Consider the following 23902-nt stretch of genomic DNA (forward strand, 5'->3'; position numbering starts at 1 on the left):
TGCTTATATTGGTCATTTACCATCCTTATGAAAACAAATACCTGTTTTATCGCCCTGATGTTTTTGGGTGCCCAGCTACTATCAGCCCAAACAAACCAGCAAAAAATAAATGCGGCTATAAAAACCAATCAGCAGGCAATTTTTGACGAATACCTCAACTTTGTAGCTATCCCCAATGAAACAGTTGATTCGGCTAACATCCGCCTTAACGCGGCATTTGTTAAAAACATGCTGGAGAAGCGCGGCGTTAAAGCCGAACTGCTTACCACCGCCAATGGCAATCCGGCTGTTTTTGGCGAGGTAAAAGTGCCGGGGGCCACCAAAACTATTGCCTTTTATGCCCATTACGACGGCCAGCCGGTAAACCCCAAACAGTGGGCGCCCGGCCTAAAACCATTTGAGCCCGTTTTTATTACCGCGCCAATTGAGCAGGGCGGCCATATTGTTAACTATAAACGCGGCGATGCCATTGATACCAGCTGGCGGCTGAGCGGCCGTGGCAGTGCCGATGATAAGGCCGGTGTTATGTGCATTATCAACGCCTATGATGCACTGATAAAAAGCAAAATAAAGCCGGGATGCAACATCAAATTCTTTTTTGAGGGCGAAGAAGAAAAAGGCTCGCCACAACTTGCGGCAATCTTTAAAAAGTATAAAGCTAAACTAACATCCAACCTTTGGATTATTTGCGATGGGGCCAGGCATCCATCGGGCAAAAATATAGTAGTGTTTGGTGTAAGGGGCGATGTTAACATGTGGCTTACTATTTATGGCCCCAAACGCCCCTTGCACAGCGGCAACTTTGGCAACTGGGCACCCAACCCCGGCCTGGCCATGGCCAAATTACTGGCAGGGATGAAAGATGATGACGACCGGGTAACCATTAAAGGTTTTTACGACGATGTAACCCCGCTGAGCCAGGGCGAAAAAGAAGCACTGGCCAAAGTACCGCCGGTTGAGCCCGGCTTAAAAAAAGAGCTTGGTATTGCCCGCCCCGAAGGCGGCACACGCCCCCTGGTGAATGCATTTATGCTGCCAACACTTAATATTAATGGCATGGCAAGTGGTAATGTTGGCAAACAGGCATCAAACGTAATCCCGGTGAAAGCCGAAGCCGTGCTTGACCTGCGCCTGGTACCCGGCAATGATATGGACAGGCAAATTCAAAAAGTAACCGACCATATACGCGCCCAGGGCTATTATGTTATAGACAAAGAACCTACAGACCAGGAAAGGATTACCTACCCAAAGATCATTAAAATAACCCACGATGCCGGTTACAACGCCCAACGTACACCGCTTGATTTGCCCATAGCACAAGCTGTTGTAAAAGCCGTTCAGGGTACGGTTGATTACCCGGTGCTGCTTTCGCCAAGTTCTGGCGGCAGCCTGCCCCTGTTTGTTTTTGAACTGGAATTAGGCGCAAAGGTTATTACTGTGCCATTAGTTAATTACGATAATAACCAACACGCCGAAAATGAAAATGTAAGGGTGAGCTACCTTTGGCAAGGTATAGCAACTATGGCTGCGGTAATGCAAATGAAATAGCATTGTGGCAAGGTGGTTGAAATTACCAGAATAGCCACATGATGTGATTGTACTTTTATGAAGAATGAACAAGACGAAGAGAGTTTTCCTAAAATTATTTGGTTTCTATGGCTGCAAGGGCTTCCTTCCGCTCCAGCTATCGTTCAAAAATGTTTCGAATCCTGGGTTACAAACAATAAAAATTGGAAAATCGTACTGCTGGATAAAAACAATATTGTAGAATATATAAGTTTACCCAATGCTGAAACCACTCCACAGGCATTATCTGATATCATACGGATTAATTTATTAGCAGAACACGGGGGCATATGGGTTGATGCCACTTGTTATTGTACCACGCCTTTGGATAATTGGATTTATGATCATATAAAAGCCGGCTTTTTTGCCTTTGACCGCCCCGGCCCAGATCGGATGATATCCAGCTGGTTTCTTGCGGCCACAAAAAACGCTTATATACCCCAATATTTAAAGAATGAAGTTAACGCTTATTGGAAGCATAACCCTAAACTTGTGCTGTTCGAAAAATCGGGATGGCGGCTTTTAAAAAAAATAATTCCAAAACATCCTGAGCAATGGTTCAATAACTTTTACAAAAAAGCACTTAAGGTTTATCCATATTTCTGGTTTCATTATTTATTCGGAAAAAGTTATTCCAGTGACGAAAATTTTAAAAATCAATGGGACCAGGTGAAAAAAATGAGCGCTGATATCCCACACCGACTCCAATTTGAAGGACTAACTTCGTCACTTAGCCTTTCGATAAAAAAGGAAATCGACGAATGTCATGCTCCTGTATATAAACTAATCTGGAAAACCGAGATTTCAGATGGCTCGAATGAAACTATCCTTGATTATTTATTGAGAAGCCGTTAAGACAAGCAAGCGCGAGTTAAACAAGATTTGGGCATATTTATTAAAAGCTTGATTCCCGTTTTGCTTAATTCAATAAAATGCCTAACTTAAAAACTTGAACCTGAACGAATTTTTAACCCGGTTAATGAGTGATGGCGTGGTGTTGATGCCGCGACAGATAACTGTTTTTCAGGAAGATGATGAACTCGCCGCGCTTGTATTATTAAATCAACTGTACGATACCGATAAACTGGAAATGCCTTACGCCGCGCCTGCTTTTGAGCCGGGTGCCGCTTTGTGGGCCGCTAGATTCCTTTTTTACGCTGCCCAATTGGTGCTGCTGCGCGATTTGGACGAGACCGTGATGGCCCAATACCTGCAACCCTTTACCGGCGAACAAGCTGCCGGTGCCATTTACTCGGCCGACCTGGTACTGCGTCACCTGGGTAGTTTGTTTAAACTGAGCAGCGGCATAGCGCCCGATGATCCGCTGGTTGTTTACTTAAAACAAACCGCGGAGGCCTGGCCATTCTCGTCCGTTGGATTAAGCATCGAACCAACGGTTGATACCGGGCTGATAGTTGATCATCCATCGCTTAAATATACCTACCTGGACAGGATCATTGCGCATCGCGATGTTGCGCGTTTAAAAGGTATTGCCGAACAAAACACATTGAAAGAAATTATGGGCATGCACCAGGCCAGGCTTTGGCCGGGTTTTGAATTGCTTGCCCTGCCCCATGATATTATTTTATGAACACAGCTATAACAACTAACCAATTCCCGGTTGTAGATAAACTATTGGCGGTTTTAAACCACCTGAAGCAAACTTTTGTTGATAAGGACGAGATCATCGACCTGATGGGTATTTGCCTGGTTGGCCGCGAAAACCTGTTTTTATTAGGCCCGCCGGGTACAGCCAAAAGTGCCACTGTGCGCGAGCTATCCAAACTGCTGGATGGCAAAACCTTTGAATACCTGCTTACCCGTTTTACCGAGCCGAACGAGCTTTTTGGCCCGTTTGATATTCGTAAGCTGCGCGATGGCGAACTGGTTACCAATACCGAAGGCATGCTGCCCGAAGCCTCGCTGATATTTTTGGACGAATTACTGAACGCCAACAGCGCTATCCTGAATAGTTTGCTGATGGTATTGAACGAAAAGATCTTTCGCCGTGGCCGCGAAACCCGGCAGCTACCCGCGCTGATGGTGATTGGCGCCAGTAACCACCTGCCCGAGGATGAAGCCCTGCAAGCCCTTTTCGACCGTTTTTTGATCCGCGTGCGCTGCGATAACGTTGATCCGCAGCATTTAAACGCCCTGCTGAATGCCGGCTGGACACTGGAACAAAAAAAGGTGACCGAAAAGCCCGCCATCACTGCCGAGGAAGTAAGGCAGCTGCAGGATTTTACCGCCCTGGTTGACCTGGTTGAAATAAGGCCACAATACATCGAACTGATCCAGAAGCTGCGCAACGCCGGGCTGCAGGTATCAGACAGGCGGGCCGTAAAGCTGCAGCGCCTGATAGCAGCCAGCGCTATCATCTGCAAAAGGCAAAAGGCCATACCATCTGACCTTTGGGTGTTAAGGCATATCTGGGACACCGAGGAACAGCGCGAAATCATCAGCAATATAGTGAACGAGGTGGTAAACATGAACGGGGATACACATGCACAGCACCCCCGCGCCTCACTTAATGCACTACCCAATGCCGATGAGCTTTTTAGCGAGGTACAAAAACTAACGCTGCAATGGCAGGAGCCCGAGATTTCGATGGCCGATAGGTCGCTTATAAAAGACCGGTTATCGCATATTAACAGCCGCTGCGAGTGGATAGGTAACGAAGAGCAGCGCAAATACGTGCAGCAGCCCATTGATGAGTTGTGGAAACAGATAATGCATACCGCATGAAAGAGTTGATACTGGTATTAGAAAGCCGGTACCGGCATGCCTTGGGCACAATCCGGGGCATCCCGGGGCTTAAAGCGGCTATGGATGGCGATAACATCTGGCTAAGGGGGATTATGCCGGGTAACAAGCCAGATGTACAACTTAACTCGCTGCCCGTATTGCAGACCTATGAACTGGATGCCGAAAACAGGCTGTTCCCGGCCGGCGGTTTAACCCCTACGGGCATCCTGAAAACGCTTGACTGGCAGCCTATCAAAATATTTATACCGGTAATTATGCCCGTATCTGCCTTGCCCGGCCAGGTGGACAATAAAATGGAGCTGCGCCTGGAGCGCTCGGGCGTATCCCGGGAAGCTTTCGCCTTACTAACCGACCTGGAGGATTGGAAAACATATGCAGATACAGCCCCGTTTACCCGGTTGAATCAGCTGAGTTTCGCGGTATCATCGTCGGGCAAAACATTAATTACCGGCCAGCCTTTGCCGGCCATACAGGGGCAAACGTACTGGCGTACCGGGCAAATGCTGCTGCCGGCCGGTTATGATTTTAACCCGCCGGCAATTGCGTCGCTCGTAGCTGCCAGGTTGACTGGCGATAAGCAGTCACTGGTTTTATTTAACCACGATGGCAGTTATCAGCAGGTACCTTTAACAGATTTTGTACCCGCCAAACGCAGTGCGGTACGTTTAACGAGGGTGGGGTGATGTTAGGTTTGCATGTAGTTAAATATTTTGGGCCGCAGAAAGATTACTTCTGGTACTGGGCCGATGGCGGCAAAGTAATTGAGTTTAGCAATGGTGCTACCGTTTGCTATCGGGAAGACCTGTTGTTTATTTTGCAATCGCTCAATTTACCGCGGGCTTTGCCTTTCAGCACTTTTATACTCTTATTTTGTGCCTGCAAAAATAATTTTGAAGCTACGTATAACTTTGAAGCTGGTTTACAGCATATATGTGATAAGGGGCCGGCAGCGAATAACGAACGAGTTCAGCTTCAGCAACTTTTAAACGACTCGATGGTCTTTTTGAGGCTGGTTAATTCGTTATCTTATAGCTATAGAATGGGATTAAAAAGAATTCCGCTGTATCAGGCTATTTTTGAAGATTATTTTACAGAAGATAGCAAAACGCACAATTTAAAAGAATTAGTTAGTCAGTTTAATACCGGCACCTTTGATGAATACATTTTTATAAAACGTGACGGCCCGCATCTTAGTTTTAAAAACATCCTCCGCCCTTTGGCCGAAGCGCTTAAACAATTCCCAACTAAAGAAGCCTTAGAACTCAAACTACGCACCGGGCTAACCACATTGCCCGTTAAAGCCGACATGGAACTGCCTGCGCCGGTACCAGGTAACTTATTTGATATTTTGGAGGCTGATGCCCAAACCGCGGGCATTAGCATGCTGGCCCGGCATATTATTGGCGCGCTCAGCATCCCGATGCATTTAAGCGGCAGCAGCGATCAGTCTGTAGGCGGGGTTTCTGATATCAGCAATCGCGGGCATTATGATAAACTGCTCCTGAGCGAACTCGCCCAGGACGATTTACTGCTCACCGCCCGCATGGCCAATAACGAGGCTTTGTTTCTGCAACGCGAAGAACTGCCCGTAAACAATAGCCAGGAATGGCACATCCTGCTGGATACCACTTTAAAGATGTGGGGCCTGCCCCGCATTTTCGGTTTGGCGGCCGGCCTGGCTTTTAGCGAGGGCCGCAAAAAAAAGGAGCCGATGAATGCCTGGGCCATGGGCGGTAAACAAGCTACTTCGATAGATCTGCATAGCAAGGAAGGGATCATTCAAACATTGGAACAGCTTGACCCTGCCCTGAACTGCGGCGCGCAGCTTGGCAAACTGTTGAACGATCAAAAAGGGCAAAAAGGCAAGTATATCATGATCACCGCCGCGCATTATAAAGAGGACACTGCTTTCCTGGCCCATTTTTTACCGCTTAAAGATCAACTGGATTACCTGGTTGTGGTAAGTCGCGATGGGCATATCGAGCTATTTGAAACCCAGGGCGGCAGGCATAAGCTGCTTAACCAGGCCACTATCGATTTGGATAGCCTGCTGTTTGCCCGGCCCAAACGATTCTATAACAACACCAACAAATCGGCTTGGCCGGCCATGTTGCAGCACCGCGATTTCCCGTTGTATTTCCCGGCATCCAAAATAAAACTGAAGCCCGACCTGGTTAGGTTTAACCAGCAGCGGGCGGTGGTAATTACCCAGGATAAACGCGTACTGCTTTGGCAGGCCAAAGACCGCGGCGCCATTGAGCTGGTTGACCATATAGAAACCGGCGAATATTTTTGGGGCGATGGCGGCGCCGAAAACCTGTTCCTGCTGGTTAAAAACACGGCAAACGATTTTGTGCTTATCTATCAGCTGGATATTATTCATTATACCCACAGCGTAATACAATCTGTTCCCTTAAAGGCTGATGATGTGCGGTTTCACGATCATTTATTCCACATTAAATCGGGCGACGAAATATTTTCTATCAAACCAGAAACCGGGCAACGGTCTTTTTCTTTGAAAAAAGACATTACGAAAACGGAATCAGGCGAAATTATTTTCACCGATAAAACCAGTCCGGGTGTTATGGCGTTTAACCAGCCTCAGGTTACGCCGCACATTACCTTGCTTAACCAGGTTAAAAGGTTCATTAATAATGGTTACAGCGCAATCAACTCGGCAACCAACGTTTATGTAAACACTAATGGCAGGCTGTTTGTTGATCATCGCGATTTAAGGCTCGATCCTACCGGAAACCATCTAAGCTTAAAGGATAACGCCAACCAGGCCGAATGGAGAAAGCCGTACAAGCAGGAAGCGGTACTGATTGAGCATTTGCCTAAAATAAAATTCAGTAAATTTATATGGGCAAACGGCAGCGAGGCCGTGGTTGATTCCAGGGGGCTGCTGCATTTAAAAAGCGCCGATGCCTCCCTGCCTGAGGTAACTATTATTTTAATTGTAGATAAAACTACCGCCTGCTGGGCATCTGATGGTATGGTTACCGGTTCGTCTTATTTTACCGATGCCCAACCAAATACCTATATAGCGGCGGGGGCTTTTTATGATAACTATATTCAACCATTTATTGATAAACTGGCCTAAGCATGCAGCTGCAACTCAAATATAGCCAACATACCAACCTCCCTGTTAGCGCGGCATTTGTGCCGGGGGAACAGGCGACTGATTGGTTTGCCCAAATGGATACCTGGCAAACCGACCTGCAAACGCTAAGCTGTTACCTGCTGCCGCACAGCGTGGCCAACAACCAGGCCAGCGGTTTATTTGTGGTATTTAACGGGGCCGCGCCTGCAGCCCAATTGATCAGGTATCCGTACAGCAAACTGGCCGACAAACTGTTTATACCAACAAACGCCATTTTGTACCCGGTTACCGGAACCGACGAATTAAAAAAACTGTTGCTTTGGGATGTACAGGTTTTTCATCCGCATATAGGCCTGGTGGGTTTTGAAGCAAGGGACAAAATTGAACTGGCAGATTTTATAGACCTGCCCCAGCCCAAACACCAAAACTGGCACTTTGCCCATCCCGGCTTAAACCCCTTGCCCGGCTTGCAGATGATTGGCCTGGAGCCTGATGAAAACGCTGACATGCTGGATACCCTGAAAGAGGATGTAGGCAGCGTACCGCTTAGCCAGATCCTTGATGTAACGGAAGAAGGTGAATCGCCGGCATCAAAAAACATCAAAAAGGTAACCAATGCCATTGCTATGATTGGCCTGTTTTTTTTGCTGGCACTGGCGTTTATTGGTAAAATCATTTTCACGGTGCTTTCCGCTATTTTTCCTCTTTCGGCCAGCCCCAACCGCAGGCCGCAAAAAGGCCTTTTACGGGAACTGGAAGACTGGGTAAACCGCAAAATTACCGATTTGCAAAAACAGCGCGACAGCGAGCTGAACCGCCTCATGAATTTGTTTGATAAGGATGCCGACGAAGCCCTAAAATATGCTATCCCGCTCAGCAGCCCTTACCTTAACCGTGGTACTACACCGCAATTGGGCAAACTTAGCCGCCGGACGCTTGATTTTAACCTGGGGGGCCTGGGCGGTGGCAGCAGGGTTGATGGCTGGGATTTAGGCGAGTACCGGCAGTTGTTGTATAAAAAGTACGAGCAATCGGCCAATGAGGCCATAGCAGCAGGCAACTTCAAAAAAGCAGCCTACATTTATGCGCACTTGTTGGGCAACTTTCACCTGGCCGCCAATGTACTGCAGCAAGGCAAGCTTTACCGCGAGGCTGCAGCCATTTATAAAGACCATTTAAATAATAAAGCAATGGCCGCCGAATGCCTTGAAAAAGGAGGCCTGCTAACCGAAGCCATCCCGCTTTATATTGAACTGGATAACCCCGAAAAAGTGGGCGATTTGTACAACCGGCTTGGCCAACGTGATAAAGCCTTAAAATATTATGACGAGAAGGTTAGCCGCCTTACCGCCGTTAAGGATTATCGGCAGGCCGCCAAAATAACGCTGGATAAAATAGAGCAAAAGGATGCCGCGCTTAATTTACTGATGACCGGCTGGCAGGATACCAATAACCCCGAAGCCTGCCTTGAGGAGTATTTTACCCTGGTGCATGACCCCGAAAGCAATACCCTGCCGCAGGAAGTAAGGCGCGTATATGCCAATCATGTTCCGCGCTTAAAAAAATCGCCGTTTTTGAATGTGCTGGCTGATACCAGTAAAAAATATAACAACCGGGAATTGGAAGCTACAACCCTGAACATAGCCTATGAAATTATAAGCGTACAAATAACCCTGGGCGAAATGGGCGGGCTAAAATTGATGAACAAATTTGTGCCCGGCGACAGGCTGCTTGCTGCCGATGCTAATCGCTTTATTGGCAGCCAGGTACAATTGCCCAAAGTTAACAACAAGGCCACCTATCTTAATATCCTTGGCAATTTCAAAAACATCGACCTGGTAGTATACCATGATCAGATAATAGCCATCGGCGAAAAACAAGAGGATGGTTTACACCTCATCCGCGCCAATTGGGAGGGGAAGGTAAATTATGAGCTTTTGTTTAAAACACTACGCGGGCCTAAAGAATATCGGTTAATGGCCGATGCTGTTCTTTCTAATATGGTTATGATTGTTGGCAGGAACGTGCCTGTACATATCAATAAGGAACTACCTGAATACACTTATTTTGAGCGATCATTAAACCTGCAAAGTTTAAACTGGCTGGATGAGCGGACGCTGGGCTGCTGTTTTAACGGTAACGGTATAACTATGCTGTATTGTTATGATGAGGGGGTGTCGATCAGTAATTTTTCTATGGATGGTGAGAGCAAAAATACATTTACCTGTAAATTTAAAGGCAGGCCAATAAAGATGGACATGCCCGGCATCAATCCCCCGGCGATGTTTTTTAGTAAAGGCGACTTTGTTTACTATTGTTATGAGTCTTTACTGTTTCGGATACACATAGCGGGAGAAACAGAGTTGTTAAATGTAGAAAGCAACATCATTAAATTTGATGTAACCAGCTATCATGCCGCCCAAAAAATAGCACTACTAACCGAAGACGGTTGTGTAATAGTTAAGCCAACAATTAAAGAGTTAAAGATCAGCTCTTCAATTTTTGCACAAAATACTGAAGCTACCGATATTAAATTATTAACCGACAACAAGCTGGTATTAGCCGGCGGCAACCAAGCCATGGTTTACGACATTAGCGACGATACCCCCCGCCTGATAGCTACGCTGGCTACCGAAAACAGAATAGAGCGTATCATAGCCATTCCTAAACGGCATCATTGCGCTTTTTTGGAGGCGGATAACAGGATATCGGTTTATAATATTGAGGAGTGAGGGGAATCAGGTTGTTACGAAAAATAAGATGACAACAACGATAATAAAATTAATCCGCCATAGGCACACAAACCATAGAGTGTCCATCTACGCAGTTCTTTAGATTTTCTGTAATATCCATCTGCATAAAAATTCGCAGAAAACAGGACCATTAATAATCCGGGAAATAATAACGCAAAAAACTTTGCAGCCGGCCCGAGCGGAGCATTTGATTTGGCTATGTCAATTTCCTGTTTTTGATTGATCACTTCCTCAGCTATTAACAACTGCTTATTCGAAAGATTTCTCTTTTTAAATTCAATATCCGCTGCTTCAAGGGCTAATGGTTGATAATGTCCGGGTTCGCTATTGATGATTTGCAGTAGTTCTGCATCCGTCCTTTTTGACATTACCTGTTCGAATTGGTTGCTCATCGTATCGGTTTAAGTTGGTTAAATTATTTACTTTAAATAATGCCGGTTAAAACAATATTTACAATCCAAATCTAACAACTTTAGCCTTAACGGTTTTAAACTTTTTCAGCTTACTATAGGGTACAAACCAATCACGATTTGGCTCCTGCGAACGTATGGCGTGTGGTAATATTGGCGGGGTTGAAAAGATGATGCCCTTGGCTGTAAAAACATACATACTAAATAACGTTCGGCTCCGAAGGGTATCAACCGATGTTTTTAAGCTATTAAAAGTATGTTCATCCTCGTCGGGCGTGGCCAATTTATCGGCTGCTATACGCTGTTTAACAATATGCTTGTACTTTTTATACAACCAGGCGACGCCTGTAGGGTTCAATTCCTTTTCAATTGGATATGCTTTGCCGGTGTGTATATCAAGCGTGTGCCACCGCCAATAACTATCGGGATATGCGCCCATGGTCTCGAAAAAAAGCGTGATGGATATTATATCGGCACCCTGGTAGGTCACCTCAAATTCCGACCCGGTTATTCCGCAGCCGCAATTTTTATAGCTGGCTACCACAGTATCCAGGTCATCGCCATCAAACAGGTTTCGATAGCTCATTGCTTTTTTTAAAGCAGGATATTTATTGTTTACAACCGGGAGCCGTAAAGTATCGGTTTGGGATTGGTACTTAAGCACCACTGTTTTTGTTGATATGATGGCCGGGGGCCTTTGCTGCGCGTAAACACGCGGAACCAGCATGTTTATACCAAGCAAAATTAACCATATGGCATTGCTCGTTTTCATCTACCTCGCCGCCATCACCTCATTCGTCAGCTTTACAAAATCATCCACGCTCAGGCGCTCGGCGCGTAGATCGAGCGTTGGGTTTTCTGTCATCTTTTCTTTGTTGATGAGGGATGATATGGCATTGCGCAGGGTTTTGCGGCGCTGGTTGAAACCGGCTTTTACAATTTGCCAGAATAATTTTTCGTCGCAGTTGAGGTTGGCGGCCTGGTTGCGGGTAAGGCGGATAACAGCCGAAAGCACCTTGGGCGGCGGGTTAAATACGCCTGCCTTTACGGTAAACAAATATTCTACCTTATAATAGGCCTGCAAAAACACGCTCAGGATGCCGTACTCCTTGCTGCCCGGTTTGGCGGCGCAGCGTTCGGYCACTTCTTTCTGGAACATGCCGACTACTTCGATAACCTGGCTGCGGTTATCCAACACCTTGAAAAGTATTTGCGACGAAATATTATAAGGAAAATTACCGATGATGGCAAAGGGCTTATCGGTAACGGTTTTAAAATCCATTTCCAAAAAGTCGGCATTCATGAGGCGGGTACCCAGCTGGGGGTATTTTTTTTTAAGGTATTGTACCGATTCATCGTCGATATCAATCACCGAGGTTTCGTACTCCGTTTTGAGCAATAAAAAGTCTGTCAGTACGCCCATGCCGGGGCCAACTTCCAGCACATTGGTAAACCTGCCTTCGGGCTTCAGGCTGTCTACAATTTTGGCTGCAATATTTTTATCGGTTAAAAAGTGTTGCCCTAAATGTTTTTTTGCCCTTACCAATGTCATTATCTGTCAAATATTTGAGCAAATTACGTGATATTTGCGCATTGATTGGGAACAAATGTTTTATTTGCGGGAGGAAAGAGGTGAAAGGCGAAAGGTAAAAGGCAAAAGGCTCAAGTCGAAAAGTGGTAAAAGGCGAAAGGCAAAGGGTGAGAAGCAGGAATTGGAACCGGATAACAAGCTGTAATCCTGAAAATCGCTTAATCCGATGAATCCCGGTTCAGACAGGTTGCGTTAGGGATTGAAGTGGATACCGGCCCGTGGCTAAGGCCTGTGCAGTATGAACGTAAAGCCCGGCCCGCAGGGAACGCCGGGGAAGAGAATCAAGAGGTTAGAGTCAGGAATCAAGACGGGAGCGGTAGATTAAAAATAAGAACAAAAATAATCCTGGAGATAGTTTCGGGACAACCAATATAAATTCAATCACGGATTAATCAGTGAAATCACCTCCAAATAATCGGTGAAATCATATAATAATCGGTGAAATCATAAAAAATCATGAGCGATAAAATAAAAGTAGGCATTAGCATAGGCGACGTTAACGGGATAGGTTTAGAGATAATTATTAAAACCCTGGCCGATAGTAAAATTTATGATTATTGTACACCTATTGTTTATGGCCATACCAAGGTGGCATCGTTTCACCGCAGGGCTACCAGCGTTGCCGAGTTGAATTTCCAGGTAATTAACGACCCATCGCAGGTGCAGCATAAAAAACCCAACATGATTAATTGCTGGGAAGAAGATGTAAAAATTGAGCCAGGTATGGTTACCGAGGCCGGTGGTAAATACGCATTTATTTCGCTGGAGCGTGCTACGTACGATTTGAAAGAGGGTTATATTGATGCCCTGGTTACAGCCCCTATTAATAAGGATAACATACAGAGCGATAAATTTAACTTCCCGGGCCATACCGAGTATTTACAGGAGCGCGATGGTGCCRCCGAATCGCTTATGTTTTTGGTGAGCGATACGTTGCGTGTTGGTGTGGTTACCGGCCATATCCCGGTATCAAAAATATCTGAAAGTATTACTGTTGATAAAATTGTGGCCAAGCTTAAGTTGATGAACCACAGTTTGCAAAACGACTTCTGGATACGTAAACCCAAAATTGCCGTGCTTGGGCTAAATCCGCATGCCAGCGATAACGGTTTAATTGGCCACGAAGAGAAGGATACCATTATACCGGCGATTGAACTTGCCCGCGACAATGATGTGCTTGCCTTTGGCCCCTACCCTGCCGATGGCTTTTTTGCCAATGGCACTTACCTGCAGTTTGATGCCGTGCTGGCTATGTACCACGACCAGGGTCTTATCCCTTTTAAACAAATTGCTTTTGAATCGGGGGTGAATTTTACCGCGGGATTAAAATTTGTGCGCACATCGCCAGATCATGGTACAGCTTATGATATTGCCGGTAAAAACCTGGCATCGGAGGTATCGTTCCGCGAGGCCTTATTTACTGCTATTCATATAGTTAAGCATCGCCGCGAAACGCTGGAGCTGAACGAAAACCCACTGGCCTTTAGCAAACTGAGCCGCGACAGAGACTAAAAAAAACCATTGAGTAACCATAATGTTTCAAATTAATTGCCGTTTAGTTAAAACATTTGCTTTACTAATGCATTTACTCCCTTAATGAATACTTTCCCGGACCGGATACGTTCCATTGATGCTTTTCGTGCCTTTACGATGCTGCTCATGATTTTTGTTAATGATCTTGATGGTATTCCGGGTACGCCTCAATGGCTTAAGCACGTTGCCGAAAACGCCGATGGGCTGGGCCTTGCCGATACCATTTTTCCGGCGTTTTTATTTATCGTTGGCTTATCTATTCCCTTCGCATTTCAAAACAGGTTAAAAACGGGTAACTATAAATTGCTGGGGCGCATAGCCAGCCGGTCGTTGGCGCTGGTGTTTATTGGTTTTTACCACGCCAATATGGAAACCTATAATGAGGCTGCCACCGCACTGCCCAAGCCGGTATGGGAAAGCCTGGTTACCTTCAGCTTCTTTTTTATATTTTTAGATTACGGCAAAGAAACCAGCAACCTGAAACGCTACCTGTGCCAGGGTTTTGGTATAGCGTTGCTGATAGCCATGTCGGCCCTGTACCGTACATCCGATCCCGGGCATACCTGGTTGCATTTTACGTGGTGGGGTATTTTGGGCTTAATAGGCTGGAGCTACCTGGTATGCGCGCTTATTTACTATTACTCGGGCGGGCATTTATGGATACAGGCCACGGCCTGGATATTTTTCATGATGTTTAACCTGGATGTGCACTTTGGTTTCCTGAATTTTTTAGAACCGGTACAAAAATACGTTTGGATAGCAGGCAATGGCGCCATGCAGGCCTTTACCATGGCAGGGGTGTTTGTATCGGTACTGTACATGCGCCTTAAGGCCAACAACGAACTTAAAATGCTATGGGCAGCACTTATACTCATAGCCATTATATTGTTTAACCTGGGCTTTATTGTGCGCTACTTTAGCGGGGGCATTAATAAAACAAGGGATACCCCTTCATGGGTTTTAATTTGCACCGGCATCAGCCTGATAGCCTATGCCATATTTATTTTTGTGGTTGATTTTAAGCACAAGTACAACTGGTTTAAAATTATTGAACCTGCAGGCACCAACACCTTTACCTGCTATATTGTGCCTTTTATATTTTACCCGCTGTATGAAATGAGCAACATTGGCTACCCCGAGTACCTGAGCCAGGGCACCGGCGGGCTTATCAAATGCATTGTTTTTGCCTTTGTAATGGTATGGCTAACCGGGCTGCTGGATAAGATAAATGTAAGGCTGAAGATTTAGTGTTAAGTCTTGAGTACTAAGTATTGAGCCCGAAGCCATAAGTCGAAGATTTTTGATTTAGAACCTGTCTAAATTTGGTTTACTAATGCGTTTATGTTTCTAATGAAGGGATAACTATTTAGTATGTCGGTTACGTCTTAGCCAGCGTTCAAGCGAATGTGTTGTAAATTCCAATACATGATGCCCGGTACGAAGCAATAATGATCATACCACCTGCCCCACTCATTCATCGCGGTTGATTTATTTCCTTCTTCTTTTCAAAAATTAATTGCACATTTGCAGCAATTCCTTAATTGTTAACCCATAATAATCAGGAATCATGACGCAGAGTATCTCATCCATATCCCATTAGTGCACTACCTGAAACAGGTGGACAGCAATCGTTTTTTACTGAAATAGCATTTTGTAATCGTCGTTTTTTAACGCCTTAAGGTTTTGCATGTCGCCGGATTTTTAAGTTTCGTGGTTTGCTGCAATTTTAAAATGGGTATATCCGCCACGGCGGATGAACTTTTGAAAATCATAAACAGATTGGCAAAAAACTAAACGAACAAGTCCGATGGACATGCATGATTGGCCGTACATTAAAAAGTCGGCCCGGAGAAAGAAACGGCTCGTAAAAAAAGATTTCGATAAAAAGTTGATGCAGCTAAACAGGCGCATGCACGCGTTGAGTGATCAGATACAGAAACTGCCGCCCGTTATATTGGAACACCCTTATCAACGTGGCTGGATGCGGTCATTTATTTTGCACTCGGATGTCGCCCGGAGCGATAAGGCCGAATTTTACCAGGCGCTTCTGGATAAGATCAATACTTTTTGCTGGCACCACGACCGATCATTTAAAAAAAAGAGAATGCGTAAAGGAGGCTACAAATACTTTGACGCCAGGCAACAAAAGCTTCGTGAGTTTGAAGATTATGAATTTCACGGCTACATGCTAAATTTATCTGAAGCCGAAAAAGAACATTTTTACCTGAAAGAGGAATGGAGCACAAGACTGCGCAAGTGGAAAACAAGCTATGTTTTTGCTGAACCGTGGCGGTTTGAACTGATAATAAGACCACACATAGTTTATGCCAAATGGCAAATTGACGAAGTGCTTGAACAAGAAATCGGCGAGATACAAAGCCATATTAATAGCTACTACCTGCAACCGCGGATGTGGAAGCTTAAAGGTGGTAAGTATAAATACTGGAAAGGTGAGCGCGAAGAGCAAAAAAAATACAAGAACGAATTAAGAAACAAACCCGTGTATACCTTAAAAGAGGAATACATGGGCTATTAAACAGCACCCACATGGGCAATTTAAAAACAAAAGAATTAGATAAAATAGGCTACACAGGCGATGCATTAAAAAGCCTCGTCATCAATGCCGTAGCCAGGCACTATAAACACAGCAATAAAGCTGATATAATGGCATTATTAACAGCTGTGCGGGATAAGCCGGCTGCCTATACCGGCGATGACCGGTTACAAAAAATAGCGGAAGCATTTATTAACGGCGAGGCAGAACCGGCATTAAAAACATTTAAGCTGATGAACGAGCCCGCCCCTGTTAAAATTTATGGGGCCGATGAAATTGAAGAGATAGCCAAAAAGCAAATGACCCTGGCACTGTCATTACCCATCAGTATCCGCGGCGCCTTAATGCCCGATGCGCACAGTGGTTATGGCTTGCCCATTGGGGGCGTGCTGGCCACCCGCAACGCGGTGATCCCCTACGGAGTAGGGATGGATATTGGCTGCCGTATGGCCCTAACTATTATTGATGCCGATGAAAAGTTCATAAAAAGGTATGATCATCAAATTAAACAGGCGATAGGCAAATGGACACATTTTGGCATGGAAGGCAGCCTGCCTGTACCCCAAGACCATGAAGTATTGGATAGCCCCCTTTTTAATGAAACACCGCTGCTTAAAAAACTGCGCGGCAAGGCCGTGCAACAATTAGGTACATCGGGCGGTGGTAACCATTTTGTGGAGTTTGGTGTGATAGAACTGGCCGAGAATAACGCAACTGGCTTACCGGCTAAAACCTATATGGCGCTGCTTACCCATTCGGGCAGCCGCGGGCTGGGCGCAAATATTGCCCGCCATTATACACAGGTGGCCATGAATACCTGCAAGCTTCCGCGCGAAGCGCAGCCCCTGGCCTGGCTTGATCTGGATACCGAAGCCGGGCAGGAGTATTGGTTAAGCATAACCCTGGCCGGCAATTATGCCAAAGCCTGTCACGACCGGATACATTGCAACCTGTTAAAAAACCTTGGGTTAAAAACGCTTTGTAAGATAGAAAACCACCACAACTTTGCCTGGAAAGACAAACTTACAGATGGCACCGAAGCCATCATTCACCGTAAAGGGGCAACGCCCGCACATGTTGGCGAGTTAGGCATCGTACCTGGCAGCATGGCCACTCCTGCTTATTTGGTAATGGGTAAGGGCAATGCTGATGCCTTAAACTCGGCATCGCATGGCGCTGGCCGGGCCATGAGCAGGCATGACGCCAGGGGCAGCACCACCAAATCGGCTATGAAAAAAATGCTGGCCGGGGCCGATGTAACATTGATTGATGGTAGTATTGAAGAGAACCCTGCAGCCTATAAGGATATTGAATTGGTAATGAAGGCGCAAACCGAACTGGTTGCCATACAGGGCAAATTTTGGCCGCGCATTGTACGCATGAATAAAGAATAGTAAAATGAAAAAATTAATCATACAAATAACAGCAGGCAAAGGTCCGCTGGAATGTTGCCTGGTGGTGGCCAAAGTACAGGATTTGATGCTGAAACAAGCCTGCGGTGCCGGGCTGGAATTATCGGTGATAGAAAACAAAAGCGCGGAGTTAAACAACACGTTATTATCATCAACACTTCTGCTACAGGGCGATAAAGCTGATGAATTTATAAACGAGTGGAACGGCACTGTACAATGGATAGCGCAAAGCCCATACCGCAAATTTCACAAGCGCAAAAACTGGTTTGTTGGGGTGGGCATTTTTAGCGTGGGCGAGCAGGTAAAGTTTAATCCTAACGATGTAAAGTTTGAAACCCTGCGTGCATCGGGCCCCGGAGGGCAAAATGTAAACAAGGTAGAAACAGCGGTACGGGGCACACATATACCCACAGGGCTGCAAGTATTGGCTATGGATAGCCGTTCGCAACTACAAAATAAAAAGCTTTGTGCCGAGCGCATGGAGGCTAAGCTTATGGCCATACAGGCCGAAAAGCAAATAGCACAGCTGGAAAGCCAATGGCTGGCACACCACTCCTTGGAACGCGGCAACCCCGTGAAAGTAATCAGGGCAGCTCTTTAAAAAATAAATACTTAACTCCCAATCTATTAATAACGTATTTTCGCCGCTATATTAAAACTAAACCCTATCACGGTATCAAAATGAAATATTATTACTTATTGCTATTTGCATTTTTCTCTTGTTCTTACGCTATCGCACAAACTAATTATAAACCAGGTTTTATTGTGACCACTAAAGGCGAAACCGTTAATGGCTATATCAACTACAGGGAGTGGAACTATAATCCCGGCAATATTGGCTTCAAAAAAATACTTAGTGATAAGGCGCAAACTTTTGGCCCAAGCGACCTGAGTTATTTTGAGTTGACCGGACTGGAGGCCTACAAAAGCGCCCATGTTGCCGTAAGCATGGCCAGAATTGATATACAAACCATGAAAGATGAGTTTGATACCACCACGGTAACCAAAGATGCTGGTAAAAAAGGGCGACAATGTTTCGCTGTTCTCCTATTCCGACCAGGTTAAAACCCGCTTCTATATAAACGATAACAAAAGCCCGGACGGGCCAACTGAACTGCTTTACCAGGCATATATGGACCCTCAAACGCTCACGGTGAAAACAAAAAATGTATACAACTTGCAATTTTTGACGCTGGCAAAAAAATACAGGGCCGAAACTTTTGATGTACAAGACCATATTGTAAAAACAAAATATAACGAAAAGGAACTGAAACGGGTGATTGCAGAATTAAATAACGAGTCGCCGGGCAAAATGGATGACGAAATGGGTACAAAAACAGGTATTCGTTTTTTTGTAGGCACCGGTATTAATGCCACTAATTTAAATTACTCAGCAGCACCGCCCGCTGGTAGCACAGGCAGCAGCAAAACTTCATATTTCCCCAAATTCAGTATTGGTTTAGATGCTCCTTTTAACCCAAACGTGGGCAGGTTGTTATTTAGGACAGAGCTTAGCTTTACCATAACCAGGGGCGAAATGGCACGAAAAACTGTTGACCCCACGGTAGTTACCACCAGCACTTATAAACCCGAACAGCAAACGGTATCTATAAAGCCGCAACTGATTTACAATATTTACAATGCCGAAAATATAAAGGTTTACGGAGGAGCAGGCATCAATATTAATTACTCGCGTTATCCGGCAAGCGCCAACAAAACGGCTGTTGTAAATGATGTTGCCTCATTGAGTTATAACAAGGAGGATAAATATCCGTCGACAACAAATTTCTGGTTCCAGTTTGTGCCAAGAGCAGGCTTAAACATCGGCCGCAAATGGGATTTATCTGTAAATTATTTTATTCCTACTACCTTATCTGATATTAGCGCAATACCCGAGCTAAAGGTGAAAGGGTTTGATGTAGGGCTGAGCTATTATATCGGCAAATAGCTATTTAGGCTCACGAAGTTGCAATACATCGTGAGCCTTTTATTACTTTGTTCCCATCAACCCAGCCATATAATCTAAAGCTGCTTTATCAGGCAGTGGCTTGGCCCCCGGCGTTTCGTCCAATATCATTATTTGAGCATCAGTGGCGTTATAGCTGGGCCATAGTGGTAACCCATCCCCATTTGGATTACCGGTTTTGGCAAAATTTGTCCAGTAAGTGGATATGGTTGTGGCCAATTGCTGGTCGATAGGCTCCCAGGGACGGTTCAGGAATTTAAGGTTGTCATAAGCATAAGCCACCTCGCCGGTATGGAACGCGCCGTATTTTACAAAATCAGGCGTGGCAGGCAGGCGGCGGGCAAAACGGTAAACATATACTTTTGCCTGCTTTTTATCGCTTTGCACATTTGCCCATGTATAATTTTGAACACCAAAAATTTGATCGCGGCTGATATTTATCTGCGACCTGGCAGCTTCAGCATCTGTCGCACCGGGGTAATGCTGTAAAAAAGCCGCCGCTTTGCCGCCGTATTGTTCCGTTATCTGCTTGTTATATTCTCCGGCGGTTTTTAATTTGCCCACAAAGGCATCATCTTCATTCCAGCCGGTAAGTAAGGTCACGTGGTTTTCTTTATTCGCGGCAAAAGTACCTGCAATGGTTCCAGGCAATACATAGCCATCAATAATGGGGCGTGCCTGCAATTTATTAAGCAAATCGGCGGCGGGAATATTCCGCATATCGGCAAGGGTGTTTGCTTTTAATTGCTGCGCTAATTTTAATCCGCTTTCTTCGGCCTCCTGTAATGTTGGCGATCCGAACTGGCCACTAATAAACATGGCCCCACTTTCGGCGATAGCCTTTTGAAACAGCCCCTTTGCTAAAGGAGAAGCTACCAAACAGTTCACACTCATGGCTCCCGCCGACTGACCGGCTATGGTGACATTGCCGGGATCGCCGCCAAAATTTTTGATGTTTTGTTTTATCCACTTAAGCGCAGCCAATTGATCCATCAAACCATAATTACCAGAGGCATTGTGGCCCGATTCTTTACTAAGTTCGGGATGGGCGAAAAAACCAAAAATCCCGACCCTATAATTAATCACAACAAAAATAACTCCTTTTCTGGCTGTCGCTTCGCCATCGTAAATAGGGCAAGCCGCTCCACCCGATCCAAAACCACCTCCATAAATATATACCACCACCGGTTTTTTATCAGCAGATGATTTGGCGTTAGTCCATACGTTCAGGTACAGGCAATCCTCGCTGATAGGCTGGTAGGGAATCAAAAACTCGCGGGTATAAACACCAAACTCATCGGGCCTGGCCTGCATAGGGCTGGCCGAAAACGTGGTGCATTGTTTAACACCGGCCCACGGTGTTACGGGCTGAGGTTCTTTCCAGCGCAAATTGCCAACCGGTGGGGCGGCAAAGGGGATGCCTTTGAATATGTGAACGGTGCCATCGCTATTAGCACTGCCGGACACCATCCCGGTGTTGGTTTTTACCGTGTTGAGGCTATTGCTTTGTGCATAGCACATGGCGCTACTTGCCAATATCAATAAAAACAATGCAAAGTAGTTTTTCATATAGATTTTATTTATGGATGATATTCCGGGATTAAAAAAATCATTGTTGCTTCATCCCTTATAATGACATATTTGCAAATCACTGACCGTCAATATTATTTTTTAATGCTTTATGTCATTGCGAGGAACGAAGCCATCGCGAATTATACAGGGTGAACCTGCACAGTCCGCGATGGCCGCGCTACGCTCGCAATGACATGGTTGTTGTGAGGCTCTAAAGCCAACAAGTCACCCCTGTTTTTCAGGATCATCCCGATGGCTTCACGCAATTATACCCCCAATCACGGCTTTACATTCACTTTATATTTTGCAGTACGGGCGTCACTAATAACACCTTTCCAGTTTAAACCATAACCAAAGTCATATACGTGGCCCTGGTCGTCGGTATAGCATTTCATATCATGGGGAACATCTTCAAACTGTTGCTCCACGGTTTTCATATCTACAGGCATTTGCAGCGGCAATAATGCCGATGGTTCGGTTTTGCCGGTGAGGATATCTAATGTGGCCTGGCCCTGTACGCCGAAATCTACCACTATCGCATTCGCGTTTTTTTCAAATTCAGAAAACACCATTGGGTTGGCCATATTTACCGATACAATAACAGGCTTACCTTTCATTTTTGCATAGGTATCATTTACCATTGCCAGGTCGGTAACGTTAATGGCTGTTGCTGATTTATCTTTATAGGTCCGGTTGGTGAATTTTTCTAACGGATCGCCGCCGGCTATACTTGTGGCGCGGGCATCAACCGCTTTGTACCCGCCATACTGCAGGCTGATTGGCACATAACCCGTGCCGCCGTTTTTGGCATCCTGGCTATCGTAGCCACCACCGCTATTAGGGCTGATGATGAATACCAGGGCATAATCGGCCTCCTCGGGGTTTTCGGTTACCTTGAAATATTTTTTCACGGTTTCCATATTAACCGGGTATTCTAATTTCTCGGGAGTCTCCATTCCCAGGAAATTACGCCCGGCCGGCGTGAATTTTTTAGGTACGTAAACAGTTTTGCCCGATTGCAAGGGCAATACATTCCCTTTATTTTTAAGCATTACTATTGATTTAAGCTGAGCAGCATAACCCGCATTCATAAATTCGGGGTTGCCTACCACAGCTTTGGTGGCTTCGGGATCCAAATACGGGTTTTCAAACAAGCCTGTTCTGAAAATATTACGCAGCAAGCGTACGGCCGATTGCTCAAACCTTGCGCGCATAAAAGTTTCTCCATGGTCTTTCACGCCCATTTGGTAAGCCGCAATCACGGGGGCAACCTCGTTGTTACCGCCAAACTGGTCAACACCAGCCATCAGTATTTTGTAATGGCGCTGTGCCACCGACAAGCCCTCTACCCCCCATGACTTTCCCGACAGGAAAACATCTACAGCGGTTTCGTCGCCGGTAACCAGCCAATCGGTACAAACCACCCCGTCAAATTTGTATTTCTTGCGCAACAGGTCGTTAATAATATACGAGTTATAGTTGTTGGCAACGTTTTCTTTGTTTTTGGTATCCTGGTTAAAAGATATGGTATAGTAGGGCATAACCGAAGCAGCCATCCCCGTTTTGCCATTCAGCTTAAAAGCGCCTTCGGTAAAAGGGATTAAATGCTGCTTAAAATTGTTGCCAGGGTAAACTGCATATTTGCCATAACCATAGTGCGCGTCGCGGCCTCCTTCGCCGGCGCCGCCGCCCGGCCAGTGTTTTACCATGGCGTTTACGCTGCTATAGCCCCAGCCGCCGTTAATTTCTTTATCGCCTGTGGATGTCTGGAAGCCATCGATGTAACCCCGGGCCATATCGGCAGACAATTGCGGGTCTTCGCCAAAAGTACCGCTTACACGGGCCCAGCGTGGCTCGGTAGCGATGTCGACCTGTGGCGATAGCGCGGTGGCAATACCCAGGGCCCTGTATTCCAGAGCTGCTATATGGCCAAAGTTTTCAACCACCCTTGGATCAAATGTTGCGGCGAAACCCAACGAGCCGGGCCACATAGAAATAGCCCCACCCGCACCGGCGTTGTACTCGGCAGTGGCAACTGTACCATGACGAGGGTCGGAACTGTTATTGTTGGGTATACCAAGCCCCAAACCCTCAACAAAAGCCTGGGCGTTATTATTCCATTTTGCTGCAATCTCGGGGGTTTGTACCGATGTAATAAGCACATGGCGTACATTATCTTTTTCTAAAAACTGTTTCTGCTGATCGGATAGATCATAGGGGCTGGCACCGCTTTCGGCAAATACTTTACCGCCATAAGTGCCTTTAAATGGCCCTGCGGGCGCGGCCGGTATAGGCTGGTGCCTGCTGTATAACATTAACCCGGCAATTTGCTCCACACTCATTTGCGATGCCAGGTCTTTGGCCCGCACATCAACAGGCAGGCGCCAATCTTCATACTTATCCAGCTTGCCGTTTTTATTCAGGTCTTTAAAGGCCAGGCCATCAACCGTCAATATCTTTACGCCCGATGTAGTGGCATAACCCAGCTGTTGCCCGCCCGTATTGCTTACAAAAACAATATCGCCCGATTTTTTCTCCGTCCATTTAGTTTGGGCCATAGCGGCGGTTGCCGGCAGCAGCGAGAGCAACGCGATAAATTTGAATTGATTTGCCATGAAGATTGTAATTGGTGTACGTTAATAATTGGTGTGTAAATGCAAGATAGCAAAGCTTTAT

The 23902-nt window shown here is 45.8% G+C and carries 19 protein-coding genes; 14 read left to right on the top strand and 5 right to left on the bottom strand.

Annotated elements, in window-relative coordinates:
- Positions 1–27 precede the first annotated feature (27 nt).
- From AC1DV1_RS02220 to AC1DV1_RS02250, 7 genes are all read left to right on the top strand, one after another.
- The gene (locus AC1DV1_RS02220; protein WP_477354598.1) at positions 28–1548 is read left to right on the top strand and encodes a M20/M25/M40 family metallo-hydrolase; all 1521 of its coding nucleotides are present in this window, start codon (positions 28–30) and stop codon (positions 1546–1548) included.
- A gap of 57 nt (positions 1549–1605) precedes the next feature.
- Positions 1606–2421, top strand: coding sequence for a capsular polysaccharide synthesis protein (locus tag AC1DV1_RS02225; RefSeq protein ID WP_477354600.1), 816 nt, complete (start codon positions 1606–1608; stop codon positions 2419–2421).
- Between the two features lie 94 nt (positions 2422–2515).
- On the top strand, positions 2516–3157 hold the full coding sequence (locus AC1DV1_RS02230; protein ID WP_477354603.1) for a hypothetical protein: 642 nt from the start codon (positions 2516–2518) through the stop codon (positions 3155–3157).
- The gene (locus AC1DV1_RS02235) at positions 3154–4311 is read left to right on the top strand and encodes an AAA family ATPase (RefSeq protein WP_477354606.1); all 1158 of its coding nucleotides are present in this window, start codon (positions 3154–3156) and stop codon (positions 4309–4311) included. Before AC1DV1_RS02230 ends, AC1DV1_RS02235 begins: the two co-directional genes overlap by 4 nt.
- Positions 4308–5015 (top strand): hypothetical protein, encoded by a 708-nt coding sequence (locus tag AC1DV1_RS02240; protein ID WP_477354609.1) that lies wholly within the window; start codon positions 4308–4310, stop codon positions 5013–5015. Before AC1DV1_RS02235 ends, AC1DV1_RS02240 begins: the two co-directional genes overlap by 4 nt.
- Entirely contained in the window at positions 5015–7435 is a 2421-nt protein-coding gene (locus tag AC1DV1_RS02245; protein ID WP_477354611.1) for a hypothetical protein, read from the top strand. Before AC1DV1_RS02240 ends, AC1DV1_RS02245 begins: the two co-directional genes overlap by 1 nt.
- Before the next feature lie 2 nt (positions 7436–7437).
- Positions 7438–10167 carry a hypothetical protein gene (locus AC1DV1_RS02250; RefSeq protein WP_477354614.1) on the top strand — a complete coding sequence of 910 codons (2730 nt, stop codon included), beginning with the start codon at positions 7438–7440 and terminating at the stop codon, positions 10165–10167.
- A 14-nt stretch (positions 10168–10181) separates the two neighbouring features.
- Here AC1DV1_RS02250 and AC1DV1_RS02255 read toward each other — a convergent pair whose 3' ends face one another.
- From AC1DV1_RS02255 to rsmA, 3 genes are read right to left on the bottom strand one after another with little or no spacing between them, the layout of a single operon-like run.
- A complete protein-coding gene (locus AC1DV1_RS02255; RefSeq protein ID WP_477354617.1) occupies positions 10182–10580 on the bottom strand; it encodes a hypothetical protein in 399 nt (132 codons plus the stop codon).
- Between the two features lie 58 nt (positions 10581–10638).
- Positions 10639–11370 carry a hypothetical protein gene (locus AC1DV1_RS02260; RefSeq protein ID WP_477354620.1) on the bottom strand — a complete coding sequence of 244 codons (732 nt, stop codon included), beginning with the start codon at positions 11368–11370 and terminating at the stop codon, positions 10639–10641.
- Complete coding sequence (gene rsmA / locus AC1DV1_RS02265) at positions 11371–12150, bottom strand: 16S rRNA (adenine(1518)-N(6)/adenine(1519)-N(6))-dimethyltransferase RsmA (protein WP_477354623.1); 780 nt, start codon at positions 12148–12150, stop codon at positions 11371–11373. It lies immediately after the preceding gene.
- 495 nt (positions 12151–12645) lie between these two features.
- On the opposite strand from rsmA, the gene pdxA reads away from it, so the two are divergent.
- From pdxA to AC1DV1_RS02300, 7 genes are all read left to right on the top strand, one after another.
- Positions 12646–13701 (top strand): 4-hydroxythreonine-4-phosphate dehydrogenase PdxA, encoded by a 1056-nt coding sequence (gene pdxA / locus AC1DV1_RS02270; RefSeq protein ID WP_477354626.1) that lies wholly within the window; start codon positions 12646–12648, stop codon positions 13699–13701.
- Positions 13702–13785: 84 nt separating this feature from the next.
- The gene (locus tag AC1DV1_RS02275; protein WP_477354629.1) at positions 13786–14970 is read left to right on the top strand and encodes a DUF5009 domain-containing protein; all 1185 of its coding nucleotides are present in this window, start codon (positions 13786–13788) and stop codon (positions 14968–14970) included.
- Positions 14971–15529: 559 nt separating this feature from the next.
- Complete coding sequence (locus AC1DV1_RS02280; protein WP_477354632.1) at positions 15530–16258, top strand: hypothetical protein; 729 nt, start codon at positions 15530–15532, stop codon at positions 16256–16258.
- An 11-nt stretch (positions 16259–16269) separates the two neighbouring features.
- Positions 16270–17670 (top strand): RtcB family protein, encoded by a 1401-nt coding sequence (locus AC1DV1_RS02285; RefSeq protein WP_477354636.1) that lies wholly within the window; start codon positions 16270–16272, stop codon positions 17668–17670.
- 4 nt (positions 17671–17674) lie between these two features.
- Complete coding sequence (gene prfH, locus AC1DV1_RS02290) at positions 17675–18289, top strand: peptide chain release factor H (protein ID WP_477354639.1); 615 nt, start codon at positions 17675–17677, stop codon at positions 18287–18289.
- Between the two features lie 80 nt (positions 18290–18369).
- Entirely contained in the window at positions 18370–18753 is a 384-nt protein-coding gene (locus AC1DV1_RS02295; RefSeq protein WP_477354642.1) for a hypothetical protein, read from the top strand.
- Positions 18698–19636, top strand: coding sequence for an outer membrane beta-barrel protein (locus AC1DV1_RS02300; RefSeq protein ID WP_477354645.1), 939 nt, complete (start codon positions 18698–18700; stop codon positions 19634–19636). The genes AC1DV1_RS02295 and AC1DV1_RS02300 overlap by 56 nt, the downstream gene beginning before the upstream one ends.
- Positions 19637–19678: 42 nt before the next feature.
- On the opposite strand, the gene AC1DV1_RS02305 is transcribed toward AC1DV1_RS02300, so the two are convergent.
- A complete protein-coding gene (locus tag AC1DV1_RS02305) occupies positions 19679–21223 on the bottom strand; it encodes a carboxylesterase/lipase family protein (protein ID WP_477354648.1) in 1545 nt (514 codons plus the stop codon).
- 281 nt (positions 21224–21504) lie between these two features.
- Positions 21505–23841 (bottom strand): glycoside hydrolase family 3 protein, encoded by a 2337-nt coding sequence (locus AC1DV1_RS02310; RefSeq protein ID WP_477354651.1) that lies wholly within the window; start codon positions 23839–23841, stop codon positions 21505–21507.
- Positions 23842–23902: the final 61 nt, after the last annotated feature.

Source organism: Mucilaginibacter sp. P4_D1 (assembly GCF_056401935.1).

What these genes read in the sequence shown, in the direction of transcription:
- AC1DV1_RS02220 (WP_477354598.1), top strand. Translation starts at nt 28, where the DNA reads ATGAAAACAAATACCTGTTTTATCGCCCTGATGTTTTTGGGTGCCCAG.
- AC1DV1_RS02225 (WP_477354600.1), top strand. Translation starts at nt 1,606, where the DNA reads ATGAAGAATGAACAAGACGAAGAGAGTTTTCCTAAAATTATTTGGTTT.
- AC1DV1_RS02235 (WP_477354606.1), top strand. Translation starts at nt 3,154, where the DNA reads ATGAACACAGCTATAACAACTAACCAATTCCCGGTTGTAGATAAACTA.
- AC1DV1_RS02240 (WP_477354609.1), top strand. Translation starts at nt 4,308, where the DNA reads ATGAAAGAGTTGATACTGGTATTAGAAAGCCGGTACCGGCATGCCTTG.
- AC1DV1_RS02245 (WP_477354611.1), top strand. Translation starts at nt 5,015, where the DNA reads ATGTTAGGTTTGCATGTAGTTAAATATTTTGGGCCGCAGAAAGATTAC.
- AC1DV1_RS02250 (WP_477354614.1), top strand. Translation starts at nt 7,438, where the DNA reads ATGCAGCTGCAACTCAAATATAGCCAACATACCAACCTCCCTGTTAGC.
- AC1DV1_RS02255 (WP_477354617.1), bottom strand. Translation starts at nt 10,580, where the DNA reads ATGAGCAACCAATTCGAACAGGTAATGTCAAAAAGGACGGATGCAGAA.
- AC1DV1_RS02260 (WP_477354620.1), bottom strand. Translation starts at nt 11,370, where the DNA reads ATGAAAACGAGCAATGCCATATGGTTAATTTTGCTTGGTATAAACATG.
- AC1DV1_RS02275 (WP_477354629.1), top strand. Translation starts at nt 13,786, where the DNA reads ATGAATACTTTCCCGGACCGGATACGTTCCATTGATGCTTTTCGTGCC.
- AC1DV1_RS02280 (WP_477354632.1), top strand. Translation starts at nt 15,530, where the DNA reads ATGGACATGCATGATTGGCCGTACATTAAAAAGTCGGCCCGGAGAAAG.
- AC1DV1_RS02285 (WP_477354636.1), top strand. Translation starts at nt 16,270, where the DNA reads ATGGGCAATTTAAAAACAAAAGAATTAGATAAAATAGGCTACACAGGC.
- prfH (WP_477354639.1), top strand. Translation starts at nt 17,675, where the DNA reads ATGAAAAAATTAATCATACAAATAACAGCAGGCAAAGGTCCGCTGGAA.
- AC1DV1_RS02295 (WP_477354642.1), top strand. Translation starts at nt 18,370, where the DNA reads ATGAAATATTATTACTTATTGCTATTTGCATTTTTCTCTTGTTCTTAC.
- AC1DV1_RS02300 (WP_477354645.1), top strand. Translation starts at nt 18,698, where the DNA reads ATGCTGGTAAAAAAGGGCGACAATGTTTCGCTGTTCTCCTATTCCGAC.
- AC1DV1_RS02305 (WP_477354648.1), bottom strand. Translation starts at nt 21,223, where the DNA reads ATGAAAAACTACTTTGCATTGTTTTTATTGATATTGGCAAGTAGCGCC.
- AC1DV1_RS02310 (WP_477354651.1), bottom strand. Translation starts at nt 23,841, where the DNA reads ATGGCAAATCAATTCAAATTTATCGCGTTGCTCTCGCTGCTGCCGGCA.